A 16,494-nucleotide genomic window follows, 5' to 3' on the forward strand; every position below is an offset into this window, starting at 1 on the left:
CCCTTCAAGACCCCGCTCCATGGCTAGCTGGCCGAATGCACGACAGTGGCTGTTCTCGCTGAAGGCATTCGCCGCCGCGATGCTCGCGCTCTACATCGCGCTGGCGCTGGGGCTGGCGCGGCCGTACTGGGCCATGGCAACGGTGTATTTCGTCTCGCATCCGCTCACCGGCGCGACCCGCTCCAAGGCGGCGTATCGCGTTGCCGGCACGGTGCTGGGCGCCACCGCGGCGGTGGCGACGGTGCCGCAACTGGTCAACATGCCGATCGTGCTGATGGGCGCGATCGCGCTGTGGATCAGCGTGCTGGTGTACCTGTCACTGCTGCAGCGCACGCCGCGCAGCTACGTGTGCCTGCTGGCGGCCTACACGCTGCCGATCGTGGCCTTGCCGGCGGTCAGCCAGCCGGCGCAGATCTTCGACATCGCCGTGGCACGGATCGAGGAGATCGTGATCGGCATCGTCTGCGCCGGGCTGGTGGGCTCGGTGGTGTTCCCGGCAAAGGTCGCGCCGGCGCTGCGCGCGCGTGCCGATTCGTGGCTGGCCGACGCCGCGGCGTGGGCCTCGGACATCCTGCTGGGCAGCCCGCGCGCCGACCACAGCCGCCACCGGCTTGCCGCCGACATCCTGCAACTGGACCAGCTCATCAGCCAGCTCGCCTACGACACCGAAGGCAGCCACACACTGCACCACGCGCGCGCGCTGCGCCGCCGCATGACCATGCTGATGCCGCTGCTGTCGTCGCTGGAGAGCGTGCTGCAGGCGCTGCGTTGCCACGCAGGCGGCATCCCGCCGGGCCTGCGCGCAGCGCTGGGGGCCACGGCTGCATGGCTCGACGACAAGGCGGCCACGGCACCATCCGCGGCCCCCGAAGGCTGGGCGGTCACGCCCGCAGCCGACTCGAGCGGCTGGCATGACCGGCTTGCCGCCACCGCGGCCGACCAGTTGCAGCGCCTGTGCGCCCTGTACGGCGAATGCCGCGCGCTGCAGCAAGGCATCGGCGACCACCGTGCCGCCACGCCACTGCTACGCGGCGAACGCGGGGCGCAAGCCGCCGGCCATCACCACGACCACGGCATGCTGCTGTTCGGCGCGGTGTCCAGCGGACTGGCGGTGTTCTGCGCCGGGCTGCTGTGGATCTTCTCGGGCTGGGAGGACGGCGCCGGCGCGGTGGTGGTGGCTTCGATCGCGTGCTGCTTCTTTGCCGCCGTCGACGAGCCGCGGCGCATGGCCGGGGCCTTCGTGCGCTGGAGCGCGATCTGCCTGCTGATTTCGTCCGGCTACCTGTTCCTGGTGGTGCCGCATGCGCACACCTTCGAAGCGCTGGCCGCGCTGCTGGCGCTGCCCTATCTCGGCATCGGCCTGCTGGTGGCGCGGCCGGGATTCCAGCTGATCGCGATGCTGCTGTCGGTCAACACCGCCGCGTTTGCCAACGTGCAGGCCGTCTTCGACGCGGATTTCCTCGCCCTCTTCAATACCTGCCTGGCCAGCGCCGCGGCCATGGTGTTCGCACCGCTGTGGTCAGTGGCGGCACGCCCGTTCGGCGCGCGCGTGGCGGCACGGCGGCTGGTGCGCGCCAGCTGGCACGACCTGGCGCAGGCTGCCACGCTGCGCGCCAGCGATGGCGATGCGCGGCTGGGCGCGCGCATGCTGGACCGGCTGGGCCAACTGGTGCCGCGCCTTGGCGCCGCCGGCGATCCCTTGTCCACGGACGGCTTCCATGCGTTGCAGGTCGGCTATTGCGCGCTGGCGCTGCACAAGGCGCTGCCGGACTTGCCGCCGCCGGCGCGCAAGCCGGTGCGCCGGGTGCTGGCCGCGGTGGCGCGGCATTTCCGCGCGCAAGGGCGCGCGGGCCGGCGCGTACCGGTACCGGCGCGCCTGGCAGCCGCCGTGGGCGAGGCCATGGCCGCGGTGGCGGCCAGTGGCCGCGCCGGCCAGCGCGGCACGCTGGGCGCGCTGGTGGTGCTGCAGGTCACGCTGCTGCCGGCTCCGGCCTCGTCCCTGTCCCGCTGATCCACGTCCTCTGCGCTGCGCCTCATGCTTAGTGAAATCGACCTCTACGGCGTGTTCGTGCCCGGCGTGCTGGTGCTGGCCGTGCTCGCCTTTGCCGTGGCCGCGGCAATCCGCATGGTGCTGGCGGCACTGGGCGCCTACCGCCATATCTGGCACCGCTCGCTGTTCAACCTTTTCCTCTATGTGATCGTCCTGGGCGCCGTGGCTGCCGTATTTGCCGTAGTGCCCGGACTGCCGTCATGACCTTGCGACTCCGCTCCTTGCTTCCCGTGCTGCCGACGTTGCTGGCCGCCATTGCCGCGCTGCTGGTGCTGCGCCACCTGTGGGACTACTACACCGCCGCGCCCTGGACCCGCGACGGCCACGTACGTGCCGACATCGTCCAGGTGGCGCCCGACGTATCCGGCCTGGTCACGCGCGTGGTGGCGCGCGACAACCAGTACGTACAGGCCGGCGCAGTCCTGTTCGAGATCGACCGCGACCGCTACGCGCTCGCGCTGGAACAGGCACTGGCGACGCTGGCGACGCAGCGTGCCGCGCTGGCGCAGGCGCGGCGCGAAGCCGCGCGCAACCGCAGCCTGGACGGCGTGGTCGCCGCCGAAGTCGCCGAGCAAGGGCGTGCGCGCGTCGAGCAAGGCCAGGCCGCGCTGGCGCAGGCCGAAGCCGCGGTGCGGCTGGCCCGGCTGAACCTGCAACGCACCAGCGTGCGCAGCCCGGTGGCGGGCTACCTCAACGACCGGCTGCCGCGCCTGGGCGACTACGTGTCGACCGGGCGACCGGTGCTGTCGATGGTCGACGCCGGCTCCTTCCACGTCGAAGGCTATTTCGAGGAAACCAAGCTGCACCGCATCCACATCGGCAGCCCGGTCGACGTGCATATCATGGGCGAGCCCCGCCACTTGCGCGGCCACGTGCACAGCATCGCCGCCGGCATCGAGGACCGCGACCGCAGCGCGGGTTCCAACCTGTTGCCCAACGTCAATCCCACCTTCAACTGGGTGCGGCTGGCGCAGCGCGTGCCGGTGCGCATCGTGCTGGAAGACGTGCCGGCCGATGTGCGCCTGGTTTCGGGGCGCACCGCCACGGTGGCGGTGCGCGAGCTGGCCGCGGACCAGGGCGCCGCGCGCCGCGCGGGGCCGGGATCGTGAGGCCGCGCCGTACGTGGGCGGCGTGGCTGTGTGCATGCCTGAGTGCCTGCACGACGGTGGGACCGGACTATCGCGTGCCAGATCAAGCGGCGCTACGCGCGACCGCGGCAAACGGCCCATTGCAGTCCGCACAGGCGCCGGACGTGGCGATCGCGCCCGTGCCCGACGACTGGTGGCGCCTCTATGACGACGAACGGCTCGACCGGCTCGTCACCAAGGCGCTGGCGGCAAACAACGACATCCGCGCCGCCAGCGCCAACCTGCGTCGCGCGCAGGCGCTGCTGCACGAAGTGGAAGCCGAAAACCTGCCGCAGGGCAGCGCCGGCGCCGGCGTGTCGCGCGCGCAGCTGTCGGGGGAGAGCTTCTTGCAGCAGGCCCGGCCACCGGTGTTCAACCTGGGCGACGTGGGCCTGGGCGCGTCCTACCTGATCGACTTCTTCGGCAAGCTGGCGCGCGCCGACGAGGCCGCGCTGGCCGGTGCGCAGGCCAGCCAGGCGACACTGGACATGGTGCGCGTCACCGTGGCGGCGCAGACCGTGCGCGCCTACCTGCAAGGGTGCGCCGCCACGCATGACCTGCACGCCGCCACGCAGCAATTGGCGGTGCAGCAGCGCACGCTCGATGCCACCCGCCGCGTGCACGCCGCGGGCCGCGCCGGGCCCGCCGAGGTGGCGCGCGAACGTGCCCGCAGCGAAACGCTGCGCGCCACGTTGCCCCCGCTGCAAGCCGCGCGCAGTGCGGCGCGATACCGGCTGGCGATGTTGCTGGGCCAGGCGCCAGCGGCGCTGCCGGAGGCCGATGTGGCCTGCGAGGCCGAGCCCGCGCTGCGCGCGCCGCTGCCGGTCGGCGACGGCGCCGCGCTGCTACGCCGGCGGCCCGATGTCCGCCAGGCCGAGCGCGAACTCGCCGCCGCTACCGCGCGCATCGGCGTGGCCACGGCCGATCTGTATCCGTCGATCCGCATCGGCGCCAGCGCCGGATTGACCGGCGTGCTGAGCCACCTTGGCAGCGGGCCCACGGCGCGCTGGAGCCTGGGGCCGCTGCTGAGCTGGACCTGGCCCACCAACGGCGTGCGGCATCGCATCCATGGCCTGGAAGCCGACGCGGATGCCGCCCTGGCGCGCTTCGACGCCGTGGTGCTGCGCGCGCTGCAGGAAACCGAGACCGCGCTGTCGGCCTACACGCGCGAACTGGAACGCCACGCGGCCCTGCATGCCGCCGGCGAACACGCCGCGCAAGCCGCGCGGCAGCAGCGCCGGCTATGGGAGGCCGGGCGCCTGCCCTATCTGGCGCATCTCGATGCCGAGCGCGATCTCGCCGCCGCGCAAGCCGCGCTGGCGGCGTCCGCGGGCCAGGTTGCCACGCGGCAGGTCGACCTGTTCCTGGCCCTCGGCGGCGGCTGGCAGACCGCGCGCAAGCTGGCCGCCGTAGCCGGATCGATGAATGAAAAATACGACTGAATGATGGAAAGTTAAATCATCACAGGAATAGTGCTGCATGGCTACACTTCGTCCCGTGCCGTGCAGACACCCAGGCGCGGCACCGCCCAAAAGGCGAATCCGGACGGCGCAGGCGGCAAACCCGCCGGACTTGCACGGCCCTGCACGGGCCAGCCGTCCTCCTATCGAAAAAATCAGCAGACATGCATAAAAACGCTCTCAAAGCCCTTCTTGCCACGACTCTCTCCCTCGCAGCAATCAGCGCCGCCACCCCCGCCATGGCACAAGGCCTGAACGATCGCGGCGTTACCAGTGACCGCTACGGGTACGCCCTGCACAACGGCAAGCGCGATCCGTTCACCGACGGCGCGCGTGTCCACGACAAGCGCGACCCCTTCACCGATGGCGCGCGCGTCAACGACCAGCGTGACCCGTTCACCGACGGCGCCAACCGCGCCACCGGCCTGGAAGTTGCAGGCCTGGACCGCAGCGGTGTCTCCGCGGCGCCGGCCCATCGCGGCGCACGCGCCGCCGCCGCGGCCTGATCTGGCGGCGACACCACGCTGCGTGCTACTGATGTGCGCGCTCCGGTGCTAGATTGAGAAGGCGTGCCGCCGCCCGGCGACGGCGCGCCTGACTAGACACCCCACCAGACGCGAGGAGCCGCGCATGTCCCTTCCCCATCTAGCTTCCGGACAGATCGCCAGCGTGCTGCCCCTGGGCGTGCGGCTGGACCAGACCGCCACCCAGGCCCTGTTCAAGGAAGGTCCCCTCGAAGTGATGCGGCTGGTGCTGAAGGCCGGCAAGCATGTGCCCCCTCATGCGGTGGACGGACCCATGACCGTGCAATGCCTCGAAGGCGAGGTCCGCGTGCGCGTGGACGGCTCCGAACGCCAGCTGCACCAGGGCGACCTGCTGTACCTGGGGCCTTGCGTGCGCTACGACGTGACGGCGGTGTCGGATGCCTCGGTGCTGGTGACGATGGTGTTGCCAGGCAGCCTCTGAACCTTCCCTAAACCTCGCCCGGCTGCCAGCGCGCGCTCGCCGCCACGAAGGCGTCGATCAGCGCCGCCACCGGCGCGCGGCGCAGCGCCGCCTCACGCACCAGCACGCCGACCTCGCGATAGAGCGGCCCGCCCGGCAGCGGCACCTGCACCACGCCGGCCGTCTCGCGCAGCGGCACCAGCTCGGCCGGAATGATGGCGCAGCCCAGGCCCGCCGCCACCATCTGCAGGATCACCGCCGGCTCATCCAATTCCATCCCTTCCCTGACCCAGAGCCGCTGCCGCTTCAGGTAGCGGTCCACCAGCTGGCCGCCGGTACTGTGGCGGTTGTAGCGGATAAACGGCAGCGCCTCCACCAGCGCGCGCAGCTCCTGCGGCGAGCCGGCCGGCCCGATGCCGACGAAGCGCTCGCGCACCAGCGGCACCCACTTCAGGTCCGGCGGCAAACCCAGGCGCGGCCGGATCAGCACGGCCACGTCGAGCTCGCGCGCATCGACCTGCGTCAGCAACTGGGTCGACATGCCGGGCACCACGTTGACGTGCGAATCCGGGAAGCGCTGGCGGAAGTGCCGCATCGCCTCGGCCAGCAAGGTGGCCTGCACCGTAGACACCGCGCCTAGCTCCACCGGCGCGGCCTCCGCGTGCGGGCCGGCGCGATCCTTCATCGCGGCGTAGAGCTCGACAAAGCGACGCGCCTCCGGCAGCAAACGCTGCCCGGCTTCGCTGAGCGCAACCGACTTGCCGGTGCGCTCGAACAGGCGGCAGTCCAGGTCCTCTTCAAGGCGCCGGATCTGCGTGCTGACGGCCGACTGGGTCAGCGCCAGCCGTGCCGCCGCGGCCGAAAACGATCCTGTTTCGGCAGCCGTCAGGAAGGTCTGGAAATAGCGGATCATCTATCGAAATCTTTGATGCTCAGGACAAAAATGATTCGCTTCATATTACGGGTTGTGCTGACTACAATCAACGCGCAGGCCAGTCCCCGGCCCGGTCAGAACCTTCCACTCCATAAGAAGCCCCATGAGCACGACTTTCACCATCCCCTTGTTCCACCTGGCGTTTCCCGTGCGCGACCTGGCCGAGGCGCGGCGTTTCTATGGCGGGTTGCTGGGCTGCCCGGAAGGCCGCAGTTCCGAGGCGTGGGTGGATTTCAACTTCTATGGCCACCAGGTGGTGGCACACCTGTCGCCCGAGGAATGCGGCCACCGTGCCACCAGCGCCGTCGACGGCGACGACGTGCCGGTGCGCCATTTCGGCGCGATCCTGCCGATGGACCAATGGGAGGCGCTGGCCGCACGCCTGCGCGCGGCCGGCACCCAGTTCGTGATCGAGCCGCACGTGCGCTTCAAGGGCCAGGTCGGCGAACAGGCCACCATGTTCTTCCTCGACCCGTCCGGCAACGCGCTCGAGTTCAAGGCCTTTGCCGACCTGAACCAGGTGTTCGCGAAATAAGCCGGCGCCAGTCAGCGGCGGTCAGGCGATGCGGCGCATCGCTTCGCGGATGGGCTCCGCTTCCGTCGGGCGCACCAGCCTGGCCACTTCCTGGCCGTCGCGCAGGAATACCAGCGTCGGCCACAGCTTGATGCGGAACGACCGGCCCAGCGGCCGTCCGCTGCCGTCTTCGATCTTCAGGTGGCGCAAGTCGGGATGTACGGCAAATGCCTCGGCCAGCGCCGGCTGGGCCCGCTGGCAGTAGCCGCACCAGGGCGCGCCGAACTCGAGCACGGTGGCGCCGGACAGCGTATCCACTTCGGTGCGGGTCGGTTCGGTGGCGGCGTAGTGTTGGGTCATCGGCATGGTCTTTCCTTTCAATGGGCGCGTCTCGTCTGCCTGCCAGATTCGTTCCAGGCGGACAGCGCGAGGCCAGCGTGAAGCCAGCCATGGCCGCAGCATGCCGCACTTGCGGCGCCAGCGTGTAATTTCTACGCCGCCGGCGCGATTTCCCACCATGAGGGCAGCAAGCCGCGCACCTCCGCCGCGGCAAAGCGGTCATCGATCAGATACAGCACGCCCTGGTCCTGCTGCGTGCGAATCACCCGGCCAGCCGCCTGCACCACCTTGCGCAGCCCGGGATACAGGTAGGCATAGGCGTAGCCCCGGCCGAACGCCTGCTCCATGCGTAGGCGGAACTGTTCGTTGACGGCGTTGAACTGCGGCAGCCCCAGCGTCGCGACGAAGGCGCCGATCAGGCGCTCGCCCGGCAGGTCGACGCCCTCGGCAAAGGCGCCACCGAGCACCGCGAAACCGATGCCCGCCCCGCCTTCCGTAAAAGCCTCGAGGAACGCCGCCTGTGCGGCTTCGTCCATGCCCCGCGCCTGCACCCAATGCGGGATGTCCGGATGCGACCCGGCGAAGCGGGCGACGGCCTGCTGCAGGTATTCGTGGCTGCTGAAGAAAGCCAGGTAGTTGCCGCGGCGCGCGCGGAACTGGTCCGCCATCAGCGCCACGATGGCCGGCAGCGACTGCTCGCGCCGCGCATAGCGGGTGGAGATGCGCGAGGCAATCCGCACCGACAGCTGCGCGGCGCTAAACGGCGATGGCACTTGCACGCGCGCGCAATCGGCCGGCAGGCCCAGCGTGTCCAGGTAATAGTCCGCGGGATCGAGGGTCGCGGAAAACAGCGTGACCGAATGCGCGGCGGCAAGCCGCGGGCGCAGGAACGGGGCCGGGATGACGTTGCGAAGGCAAAGCCGGGCGTGGTGGCCGCGCCGGCGCGGCGTGCGCTGGATATCGAACAGCGAATGCGCATCGAGCTGTTCGGCCAGGCGGGCGAAATGCAGCGCGTCAAAGTAGAATCGCTGCAGCGCCGGATCGTGCGCGCCCGGATGCTCGGTCATGTAGGCCAGTGCCGCCGCACAGCATTCGTCCAGCGCGCGGCGAAAGGCCGCCGGCACTTCGGCCAGGACCTCGTAGGCATCGTCACCCTGGCGCGCGAGGGCACTCCACTGCCGCGCCAGCCGGGCCAGCGGCCGGGATAGCTGCGCCGGCGCACCGCGGCGCAGCTCGCGCAGCGCCTGCGGATCCAGTTCCGCCGTGTACATCGCGCGGCCACGCTCGACCAGGTTGTGGGCCTCGTCCACCAGCACGCTGGCGCGCCAGCCATTGGCCACGGTCAGCGCATACAGCATCGCGCTGCGGTCGAAGTAATAGTTGTAGTCGGCCACCACCACATCGCTCCAGCGCACCAGCTCCTGGGCCAGGTAGTAAGGGCAGATGCCATGATCCCGCGCTAGTTCACGCACCGCGGCGCGGTCGCGCACCGGCACGGCGCGTGCCGCTTCGCGCGCGGCCGGCAGTCGGTCATAGAAGCCGCGCGCCAGCGGACACGATTCGCCATGGCAGGCCAGCTCCGGATGCTCGCAGGCCTTGTCGCGCGCAGTCAGTTCGAGCACGCGCAGCGGCTGCGCGCCGTGGCTGCGCAAGGCTTCGGCGGCGTGCAGCGCCACCCCGCGCCCGGTGGAACGCGCCGACAGGAAGAACACCTTGTCGAGCTGCTGGCCCGGCATGGCCTTGAGCACCGGGAACAGCGTCCCGACCGACTTGCCGATGCCGGTGGGTGCTTGCGCCAGCAGGTGGCGCCCGGCGCGGTTGGCGTTGTAGACCGCGTGCGCCAGTTCGCGCTGGCCCGGGCGAAAGCCCTGGTGCGGAAACGCCAGCCGCGCCAGCGCGGCATCGCGCGCCTGCCGGTGCGCCAGTTCGGCCCGGGCCCAGTGCAGGAAGCGCTCGCAGGACTGGACAAAAAACGCCTCGAGCGCCGGCGCGTCGAAGTGCGCCACCACCGGGTGCTCGCGCTGGCTGACGATGTCGAAATAGACCACCGCGATTTCGAGCCCGGGCAGCCCCAGCTTGCGGCACAGCAGGCAGCCATAGATCCTGGCCTGGGCCCAATGCAGGTGGCGGTGGTTGTCCGGCACGGCGGCGTCGCCGCGAACCGTCTTGATTTCCTCGAGCCGGTTGGCAGCGGGATCGTAGCCGTCGGCACGGCCCCGGACATGGAGCGGACCGAAATCCGCGGACAGCGCCACTTCTGCCTGATAGCCCGCCCCCCGCCGGCCGGTCACGACGCCGTGGCCGGCCACGCCTTCCTGCGCCGACGGCGTCGGCACAAAACGCAGGTCCAGGTCGCCCGCCTTGGCGGTGAACTCGCACAGCGCGCGCACGGCGACGACGTACTTCGGCTGCGCTGGCGCAGTGGGCGGTGCGGGCATGACGGGAGGGGGCGCGATGACGGCGGACACAGGCAATGGGTACAGCGAAAACTGTATAAATATACAGTAGCACCCCGGCCGGGGAACGCTCTTACCGCCCAACGGGCATAAAGAAAGAGCAAATCGTTATTTCCATGTGCCCCACGCGCCGCTCTATATTGTCCGGCTGACAAGACAACAAGTGTCCGCCTGCCCGGCAGCGGACACGACCGGAGCCCGACCTTGACCTGCAGCATCACCCTTGGCGCCACCCTGACCTGGCCCGCGCGCAACCTGCCGCACAAGACCGCGCTGGTCAGCGGCATCGGCACCGGGCGGCGCGCGTGGACCTTTGCGCAGCTGGATGCCGAGGTCAACCGCCACGCGCATGCCTTGCAGTCGCTCGGCATCGGCAAGGGCGACGTGGTGGCGGCCTTTCTCTACAACACGCCGGCCTTCGTCTTTGCGCTGCTGGCCACGGCCCGCCTGGGCGCGGTCTTCAACCCGGTCAACTATCGCCTGGCGGCACAGGAGCTGGCCTACATCCTGAACGACGGCGGGGCCAGGGCGCTGCTGTTCGAACGGGAAGGCGCGGCCGTCGTGGAAAAGGCCGCCGAACTGGCGCCCGGCACCGCGTTGCGCCTCTATGCCGACGCCGACCCGGCGCCCGCCTGCGCCACGCACCGGCTCGACACGCTGGCGGCGGAGCAGCCCGACTCGCCGCCGACGGTGACGGTCGACGAGAACGATCCCTGCATCCTGATGTACACCAGCGGCACCACCGGCCGGCCCAAGGGCGTCATGCACACCCATCGCAGCAAGCTGCAGCACAACGCGATGATGCACCAGGCCATGATGCTGTCGCGCGAGGATGTGGGCCTGTCGATCGCGCCGCTGAACCACACCGCCGAGCTGCACACCAGCTTCCTGCCGCGCCTGCAGGTCGGCGCTACCCAGGTGCTGCAGCGCCGCTTCGATGCGGGCGAGGCCTGGCAACTGGTCGAAGCCGAGGGCGTCACGCATTTCTTCGCCGCGCCGACCATGGTCGGCATGCTGCTCGACCATCCGGACGCAGCAACCCGTGACCTGTCCTCGCTGCGGCTGGTGGAGTACGGCGGCGCATCGATGGCGCCGCACCTGATCCGCGAATGGGACCGCAAGGTCGGCGCCGGGCTGGTGCAGGTCTACGGCACCACGGAAATGGGACCGTGCATGTCGGTGCTCTACCCGCACGAACAACTGAGCCGCGCCGGCTCGGCCGGCCTGCCCGCGCTTGGCCACGAGCTGGTGGTGGCAAGGCTGCGCGAAGACGGCGCACCGACCGACCCGTCGCAGCCGTGCGCGCCGGGCGAGGTCGGCGAAGTGCTGGTGCGCGGACCGTGCATGATGCAGGGCTACCTGAACCGCCCGGACGCCAACGCGCGCGCGCTGGCGCACGGCTGGTACCACACCGGCGACCTTGGCTGCGTGGATGCCGACGGCTACCTGTGGATCCGCGACCGCATCGACTACATGATCAATTCCGGCGCCGAGAACGTCTATCCGCGCGAGGTGGAAGACGCCCTGATCGAACATCCCGGCGTGCTGGAAGTCGCGGTGCTGGGCGAGCCCGATCCCACCTGGGGCCAGGTGGTCAGCGCCTACGTGGTGGCGCGCGGCGAGGCCGCACTGAGCGCGGAACAGCTCGATGCCTTCGTGCTGCAAGGCGACCGGCTTGCCGCCTACAAGCGCCCGCGCCGCTACCATTTCGTCGAAGCGCTGCCCAAGACGACCAGCGGCAAGATCCAGAAACACCTGCTGCGCGCGGGCTGCGCGGCCTGATCGTGACTCAGGCCAGGCGGGCGTCGTACTGCCAGCGGCGTACCTTGGTATAGGCCAGCCGCCGGGCAGCCGCGTGCAAGGGATTGACCAGCACGTTGAACTCTTCAGGAATCACGATCGAGGGCACCAGCAGCAAGGCGCCGGTGCCCTCGCGAACCCAGGCCTCGCCGGTGTCGAGACTGGTCTTGCCGGCGGGAATGGCATCCCAGCCGACCGGCGCGCTGGCGGCCGTCAGGTGCCGTGCCGCGGCCCACAGGTCATCAGGGATATCGATCCGGACCAGGTAGCGGTTCAGCGGCAGACCGGCCGAGCCCAGGTGGACCAGCGTTTCCAGGCAAGCCAGCGCGATGCTGGACGCGGCATAGATCAGCGGCGTTCCCTGCCGGTTCCAGCGTCCTCCGGTGGCCCTGCCACCGGCGCCGCTGGCATCGTCCGCGGTGTAGAGGGGCGTGTCGGTGGCGATGCGCCAGGCCGGCTTCAAGCGTAGGCCCCGCTCTGCATCCTCGCCACCAGGTCGGAGACGATGCGCTGGCCCGCGACGGTATCCATCAACTCCGCGGGACGTTGCCCGCCCAGCGCCGGAGACGGCTGCTCCAGCCACTGCGCCACCCATTGTGGCGCATTGAAGCCGCGCGGATCGCCCGAGCTTTCCACCAGCGCCTGCACCTGGCCCATCAGCCGCACCATGCCCAGCACGCGCTCGCTCTGCTCGCTCGACAGGTTCTGGTGCGCCCGCGCCTTGCGGTCAACGGTGGCGCGCGGCAAGTCCAGCGTCTTGATCAGCTGTTCCTTGCTCGTACCCATGGATTCGGCCAGCCGGCTGAGGTCGGAAGCCGGCACGCCCTCGCGGATGGCGTGGATCACCGCCATGGCCCCTTCTGTCGACAGCGTGGCCTCGTAGACCGCAAGGTAGCTATTGACGCTGAGCTCGCGAGCGGGCCGGCGTTCGGGTGCGAGCGGATAATGGCCTTTGGGCGTGAGCATGCGTGGCATGGCAGATCTCATCAAATGAGCTTCTATTTTAGCTCAATTGATTTACGCCGAACGTGAACTACACTGCGCTTTCGCCGGAAGGCACAAAGGATTGCGCCTACAGTCCGCGGCCACGCCGTCGCCCCTTGCCGACGGACAATGCAACGCGGGCCGGCCGGCTCCGCCGTGGCGGCGTCCCGGCGGCGGCCGTGGATTCAGCAGGTGCCGCGCCGGCCTGCTCCCGATACTCAGCGAGCAGGCTTTCCCGCTGGCGTACCCGTTCTTCGAGCACCGCAATCGCCTGGCCGAGCCGGCTCATCTCGCTGCCCTGGCGCGACGCCGCCTCCGCGGCCCGGCTCAGGCGCTCGACCGCCGCCTTGCGTTCGGCCTCGACCAGCTTTTGCGCTTCCCTGGCGGCCACGCGTGCCGCATCCAGTTCCAGCGCCATGCGGCGCTCGTTGGCGGCGGTGCGCTGCATCAGCGTTTCGCGCTCCTGATCCCATGCCGCGCGCCGGGCATCGAAATCGTTCTGCATGGCCTGGCGCGCGGCCAGCGCGGCGGCATGCTCGGCGCGCAGCGCTTCGGCTTGCTGCTGCCACGCGGCCGCAGCGGTTTCGGCACGCGCCGCGCGCTCGGCCGCGTCGTCGCGGGCCCGCGTCAGTTCCGCCATGGCAGCCTCCGCGCCTTCGAGCCGCGCCTGCATGACCTGTCGTTCCTGCGCCAGCGCTTCTCGCTCCTGCTGCAGCGCCTTGCTGGCTTCCGCCAGTGCGGCTTCCCGCTGCGCCAACGCGGCCTCGGCCGAGGCACTGGCGCTTTGCAGCGCCGCCTCCCACAGGTAGCGCGCGGCTTCCGTGACGGGCTCCGGGCAGCCTGGCGCGGGTGCGAAACCCTGCGGATCCTGGATTCGCCCGCCCAGCGCAGCAAACCAGGCATCCAGGTGCGGGCTGACCGTGTTCGGCGAGCCTCGCCCCAGATGCAGGCGGATACGTTCGATGGTCGGCCGCTGGCCGGCCTTGAGCAGGCTGTCGGCGGCTTGCCAGACGTCGTCGCGGGTGATGCCTCGGCTGCGGAGCGTTTCCATGGGTGTGGTCCAGCGGTTCCTGAAAAATCACTAAATAAGGTTCGATAATTAAGACTTATCGGTTGTTATTCCTTATTTACGTATGATATATTACAGGATACATCATATTTAATATGATCAGAATCCGAGACGCCCACGAGGCCTACTTCCCACCGATTCCTTCCGATGTCGAATTACCGGCCCCGCTCCGCACGTCCCAACTGGATCCTCTCGCCGAGCAGGCGGCCAACGCGTTGCGCCAGGAAGGCGAATCCCGAAACACGGTGGCAAGCTACCGGTCCGCACTGCGCTACTGGTCTGCCTGGTATGCCCTGCGCTACCGGCAGCCGGTGCGGCTACCGCTTGCGCCCGCCGTCGTTATCCAGTTCATCGTCGACCACGCCACGCGCCAGACGCCGCAAGGCCCTGTCTGCGAGATGCCCGCGGCGATCGACCAGGCGCTGGTCGCTGACGGATGCAAGGCACGACCCGGCCCGCCCGCGCTGTCAACGCTGACCCACCGGCTCGCGGTCATCGCCAAGGCCCACCAGCTGCAAGGCCTGCCCAACCCATGCGCCGATGCCGGCGTGCGCGAACTGATGGCCAGCATCCGGCGCGCCTACGCGCGCCGCGGCCACCGCCAGGCACGCAAGGCCGCCCTGACGAGGGCGCCGCTGCTGCGCCTGCTCGATACCTGCGATGGCTCGCTGGCCGGGTTGCGCGACCGCGCGCTGCTGCTGTTCGCGTGGGCCAGCGGCGGGCGTCGCCGTTCCGAAGTCGCGCGTGCCACCATGGCCAACCTTGCACGCGTGGGGCCTGGGGACTTTGTCTATGTGCTGGGCTGGTCGAAGACCAACCAGTCAGGCAGCGATCACGCCGATAACGCCAAGCCCGTCACCGGCGCCGCCGGGCAGGCGCTGGAGGCGTGGCTGGCCGCCGCGGGGATCGAACACGGTCCGCTGTTTCGCCGCATCCGGCGCGGTGGGCATGTGGGAGAAGGCTTGTCGGATGCGGCGGTCAGCCGCATCGTCAAGGCGCGTTGCGCGCTGGCGGGGCTGGACGGCGATTATTCCGCGCATTCGCTGCGTTCGGGCTTTGTCACGGAAGCGGCGGCACAGCAAGTGCCGCTGGCTGAAACCATGGCCATGACCGGCCATGCCAGCGTATCGACGGTGGTCCGCTATTTCCGCGCTGCCGATGCACGGCGCTCGCGCGCCGCCGACCTGTTGGCACCGGATGCCACCGACAGCCCCTGAGCGACTCGCCATGTCCGCCAACCATGCGCCGGGGCCGGCGCAAATACGGGTATTTCGCTAGCCGGCGCCTCTGGCTCGCCTTGCGGGGCCTGCCTATACTGGCAGGCGCGCGGGACAGTGCCGGCACAGGCCGGACGCCGCGAACGGAACATCCGGCAGACAGTCACCGCCGCGCAAGCGCTGGCGGTACAGGCGCGCGACGACGCGCCGCTGCCCGGACCCGATCAAGTGGAAACGCGGAGATGGGCATGCCCAACGAACAATTCCTCGCCACGCAGGAAACGCGCCGCTCAGGGCTGAAGGCCCTGCGCGCGGCCCTGCTGCAGGTTCACAAGGAAGTCATCGGCTATGACCGGGCACAGTATGAACGCCTGAACGGTCCGATTCCGGCCGGCCTGTTTGTCCAGCTGGTGACTGAAGACAACTACTTCCGCTGGCTCGACCCGCTGTCGCGCCTGATCATCGAGATCGACGAAGAGCTCGAAGCCAAGGAACACCACGACGATACCTGCCGTGCCGTCGGGCGCGCCGCCGAAAAACTCTTCAGCGACGGAGCCGACCCCGCGTTCCGCAAGCGCTACCAGGAAGCGCTGCAGGACGAGTCCGGCGTCATCGTCGCGCACGGGCGGCTGATGTCCGTCATCGGGCAACTGCGCCAGCTGCCCTAGCGCGCCCGCGCTTCCGGACGCGTGAGTCCGGACGCCTTATTTCCCTGCGCTTTACTTCCCAGTGCTTTACTTGCCCGGCTTCGACTTGCCGGGCCGGCGCAGCACGTCGGTGTCGACCGCGACCGGGTCGCTGGCGGGGAAAGTTTCCTTCAGCGCCTCATCCAGTTCGCGCTCGATCAGTTCGTCTCTGGATGGCTGCTGCGCTGGCTTCGTCGGTTGGGGCGGGTGCTTCTGTGCGGGCTTGCTCATGTCGATAAGGCTCCTTGGCGACCGTGAACCGATGGTAACCCTGGCGGCCCGGCATTGCCATGCGGACGCTTACCGCTCAGTGGCCTCTGCCGCCACCTCCTCTGCCACCCCCGCGCCCACCGCCATGCCAGCCACCCCGCCCGCGGTGGCCATTGCCGTGCCAGTGATGACCACCGCGTCCGCCGCCGCCATAAATGAAGGCGAAGCTGCCATAGGCCGGCCACGGGCGGTAGTACGGATACCCGTATGCCGGATAGGCGGGATAGGCGGGATAGGCCGGGTAGGTCTGGTAGTAGGGCGTCGACACCGTGTAGGCGGGATATGCCGGATACGGGTCGCCGGCATACGGGTACGCCACGCACCCTGCCAGCGCGGTCGCGACCAGGATCACTCCGATTCCGTATTGCATGATGCCCCTCCCCACCGTCAGCGCTCAGCCTGCCGGACCTGGCAGGCACGCAAGTTAGACCGCGCGGCCGGCCCGGCATTCCGGTGAACCGCACCCGCCCGACGCGCCCGGCCAAGCCATGGGCGTGCGGGTGCCTATATCGGGACAAAACAAAGACATATTTAAGAAGTGTCCGATATTCAGATGAGAATCAACGGAATACATTGTTCTTGCACCCGACCCTGGGTGCCCGATAGAGCCAGGTTGCCCCCCTTCCTGGCTCCTTACCTTGCC

18 protein-coding genes are annotated in these 16,494 nt (G+C 69.5%); 10 read left to right on the forward strand and 8 right to left on the reverse strand.

Annotated features, from left to right (window positions below; translation table 11 throughout):
• Positions 1-19 precede the first annotated feature (19 nt).
• From GA0116996_RS24915 to GA0116996_RS24940, 6 genes are all read left to right on the forward strand, one after another.
• Positions 20-2,011 (forward strand): FUSC family protein, encoded by a 1,992-nt coding sequence (locus GA0116996_RS24915; RefSeq protein WP_092316961.1) that lies wholly within the window; start codon positions 20-22, stop codon positions 2,009-2,011.
• A 24-nt stretch (positions 2,012-2,035) separates the two neighbouring features.
• Positions 2,036-2,254, forward strand: coding sequence for a DUF1656 domain-containing protein (locus GA0116996_RS24920; RefSeq protein WP_092316964.1), 219 nt, complete (start codon positions 2,036-2,038; stop codon positions 2,252-2,254).
• Positions 2,251-3,159, forward strand: coding sequence for an efflux RND transporter periplasmic adaptor subunit (locus tag GA0116996_RS24925; protein ID WP_092316967.1), 909 nt, complete (start codon positions 2,251-2,253; stop codon positions 3,157-3,159). The genes GA0116996_RS24920 and GA0116996_RS24925 overlap by 4 nt, the downstream gene beginning before the upstream one ends.
• Positions 3,156-4,619, forward strand: coding sequence for an efflux transporter outer membrane subunit (locus tag GA0116996_RS24930; protein ID WP_092316970.1), 1,464 nt, complete (start codon positions 3,156-3,158; stop codon positions 4,617-4,619). Before GA0116996_RS24925 ends, GA0116996_RS24930 begins: the two co-directional genes overlap by 4 nt.
• 182 nt (positions 4,620-4,801) lie before the next feature.
• Positions 4,802-5,143 carry a hypothetical protein gene (locus tag GA0116996_RS24935; RefSeq protein ID WP_092316973.1) on the forward strand — a complete coding sequence of 114 codons (342 nt, stop codon included), beginning with the start codon at positions 4,802-4,804 and terminating at the stop codon, positions 5,141-5,143.
• 124 nt (positions 5,144-5,267) lie between these two features.
• Entirely contained in the window at positions 5,268-5,603 is a 336-nt protein-coding gene (locus GA0116996_RS24940; RefSeq protein ID WP_062803137.1) for a cupin domain-containing protein, read from the forward strand.
• A 7-nt stretch (positions 5,604-5,610) separates the two neighbouring features.
• Here the strand turns inward: GA0116996_RS24940 and GA0116996_RS24945 are convergent, their stop codons facing one another.
• Complete coding sequence (locus GA0116996_RS24945; protein ID WP_092316976.1) at positions 5,611-6,495, reverse strand: LysR family transcriptional regulator; 885 nt, start codon at positions 6,493-6,495, stop codon at positions 5,611-5,613.
• 124 nt (positions 6,496-6,619) lie between these two features.
• On the opposite strand from GA0116996_RS24945, the gene GA0116996_RS24950 reads away from it, so the two are divergent.
• Entirely contained in the window at positions 6,620-7,051 is a 432-nt protein-coding gene (locus tag GA0116996_RS24950; RefSeq protein WP_092316979.1) for a VOC family protein, read from the forward strand.
• A gap of 21 nt (positions 7,052-7,072) precedes the next feature.
• Here the strand turns inward: GA0116996_RS24950 and GA0116996_RS24955 are convergent, their stop codons facing one another.
• Together GA0116996_RS24955 and GA0116996_RS24960 are read right to left on the reverse strand one after the other, a co-directional pair.
• On the reverse strand, positions 7,073-7,396 hold the full coding sequence (locus GA0116996_RS24955) for a thioredoxin family protein (RefSeq protein ID WP_062803140.1): 324 nt from the start codon (positions 7,394-7,396) through the stop codon (positions 7,073-7,075).
• A 125-nt stretch (positions 7,397-7,521) separates the two neighbouring features.
• The gene (locus GA0116996_RS24960; protein ID WP_092316982.1) at positions 7,522-9,807 is read right to left on the reverse strand and encodes an ATP-dependent DNA helicase; all 2,286 of its coding nucleotides are present in this window, start codon (positions 9,805-9,807) and stop codon (positions 7,522-7,524) included.
• A 222-nt stretch (positions 9,808-10,029) separates the two neighbouring features.
• Between GA0116996_RS24960 and GA0116996_RS24965 the strand changes: the two genes are divergently transcribed.
• Positions 10,030-11,607: a fatty acid--CoA ligase gene (locus GA0116996_RS24965; RefSeq protein ID WP_092316985.1), complete on the forward strand. Its 1,578-nt coding sequence runs from the start codon at positions 10,030-10,032 to the stop codon at positions 11,605-11,607.
• A 7-nt stretch (positions 11,608-11,614) separates the two neighbouring features.
• Here GA0116996_RS24965 and GA0116996_RS24970 read toward each other — a convergent pair whose 3' ends face one another.
• The 3 genes from GA0116996_RS24970 to GA0116996_RS24980 all read right to left on the reverse strand — a co-directional run bounded on the left by GA0116996_RS24970 (position 11,615) and on the right by GA0116996_RS24980 (position 13,660).
• On the reverse strand, positions 11,615-12,088 hold the full coding sequence (locus GA0116996_RS24970; RefSeq protein ID WP_092316987.1) for an RES family NAD+ phosphorylase: 474 nt from the start codon (positions 12,086-12,088) through the stop codon (positions 11,615-11,617).
• Positions 12,085-12,600: a type II RES/Xre toxin-antitoxin system antitoxin gene (gene parS / locus GA0116996_RS24975; protein ID WP_092316990.1), complete on the reverse strand. Its 516-nt coding sequence runs from the start codon at positions 12,598-12,600 to the stop codon at positions 12,085-12,087. The genes GA0116996_RS24970 and parS overlap by 4 nt, the downstream gene beginning before the upstream one ends.
• A 97-nt stretch (positions 12,601-12,697) precedes the next feature.
• Positions 12,698-13,660, reverse strand: a complete 963-nt coding sequence (locus tag GA0116996_RS24980; RefSeq protein ID WP_092316993.1) for a DNA-binding protein — start codon at positions 13,658-13,660, stop codon at positions 12,698-12,700.
• 113 nt (positions 13,661-13,773) lie between these two features.
• On the opposite strand from GA0116996_RS24980, the gene GA0116996_RS24985 reads away from it, so the two are divergent.
• Positions 13,774-14,895, forward strand: coding sequence for a site-specific integrase (locus tag GA0116996_RS24985; protein WP_092316995.1), 1,122 nt, complete (start codon positions 13,774-13,776; stop codon positions 14,893-14,895).
• A gap of 242 nt (positions 14,896-15,137) precedes the next feature.
• On the forward strand, positions 15,138-15,563 hold the full coding sequence (locus GA0116996_RS24990; protein ID WP_092316998.1) for a hypothetical protein: 426 nt from the start codon (positions 15,138-15,140) through the stop codon (positions 15,561-15,563).
• 66 nt (positions 15,564-15,629) lie between these two features.
• Here the strand turns inward: GA0116996_RS24990 and GA0116996_RS24995 are convergent, their stop codons facing one another.
• Positions 15,630-15,812 (reverse strand): hypothetical protein, encoded by a 183-nt coding sequence (locus GA0116996_RS24995; protein ID WP_092317000.1) that lies wholly within the window; start codon positions 15,810-15,812, stop codon positions 15,630-15,632.
• Positions 15,813-15,888: 76 nt separating this feature from the next.
• A complete protein-coding gene (locus tag GA0116996_RS25000) occupies positions 15,889-16,221 on the reverse strand; it encodes a hypothetical protein (protein ID WP_092317003.1) in 333 nt (110 codons plus the stop codon).
• Positions 16,222-16,494 lie beyond the last annotated feature (273 nt).

Origin of the sequence: Cupriavidus alkaliphilus, from assembly GCF_900094595.1 — a bacterium.
GTDB lineage: Bacteria > Pseudomonadota > Gammaproteobacteria > Burkholderiales > Burkholderiaceae > Cupriavidus > Cupriavidus alkaliphilus.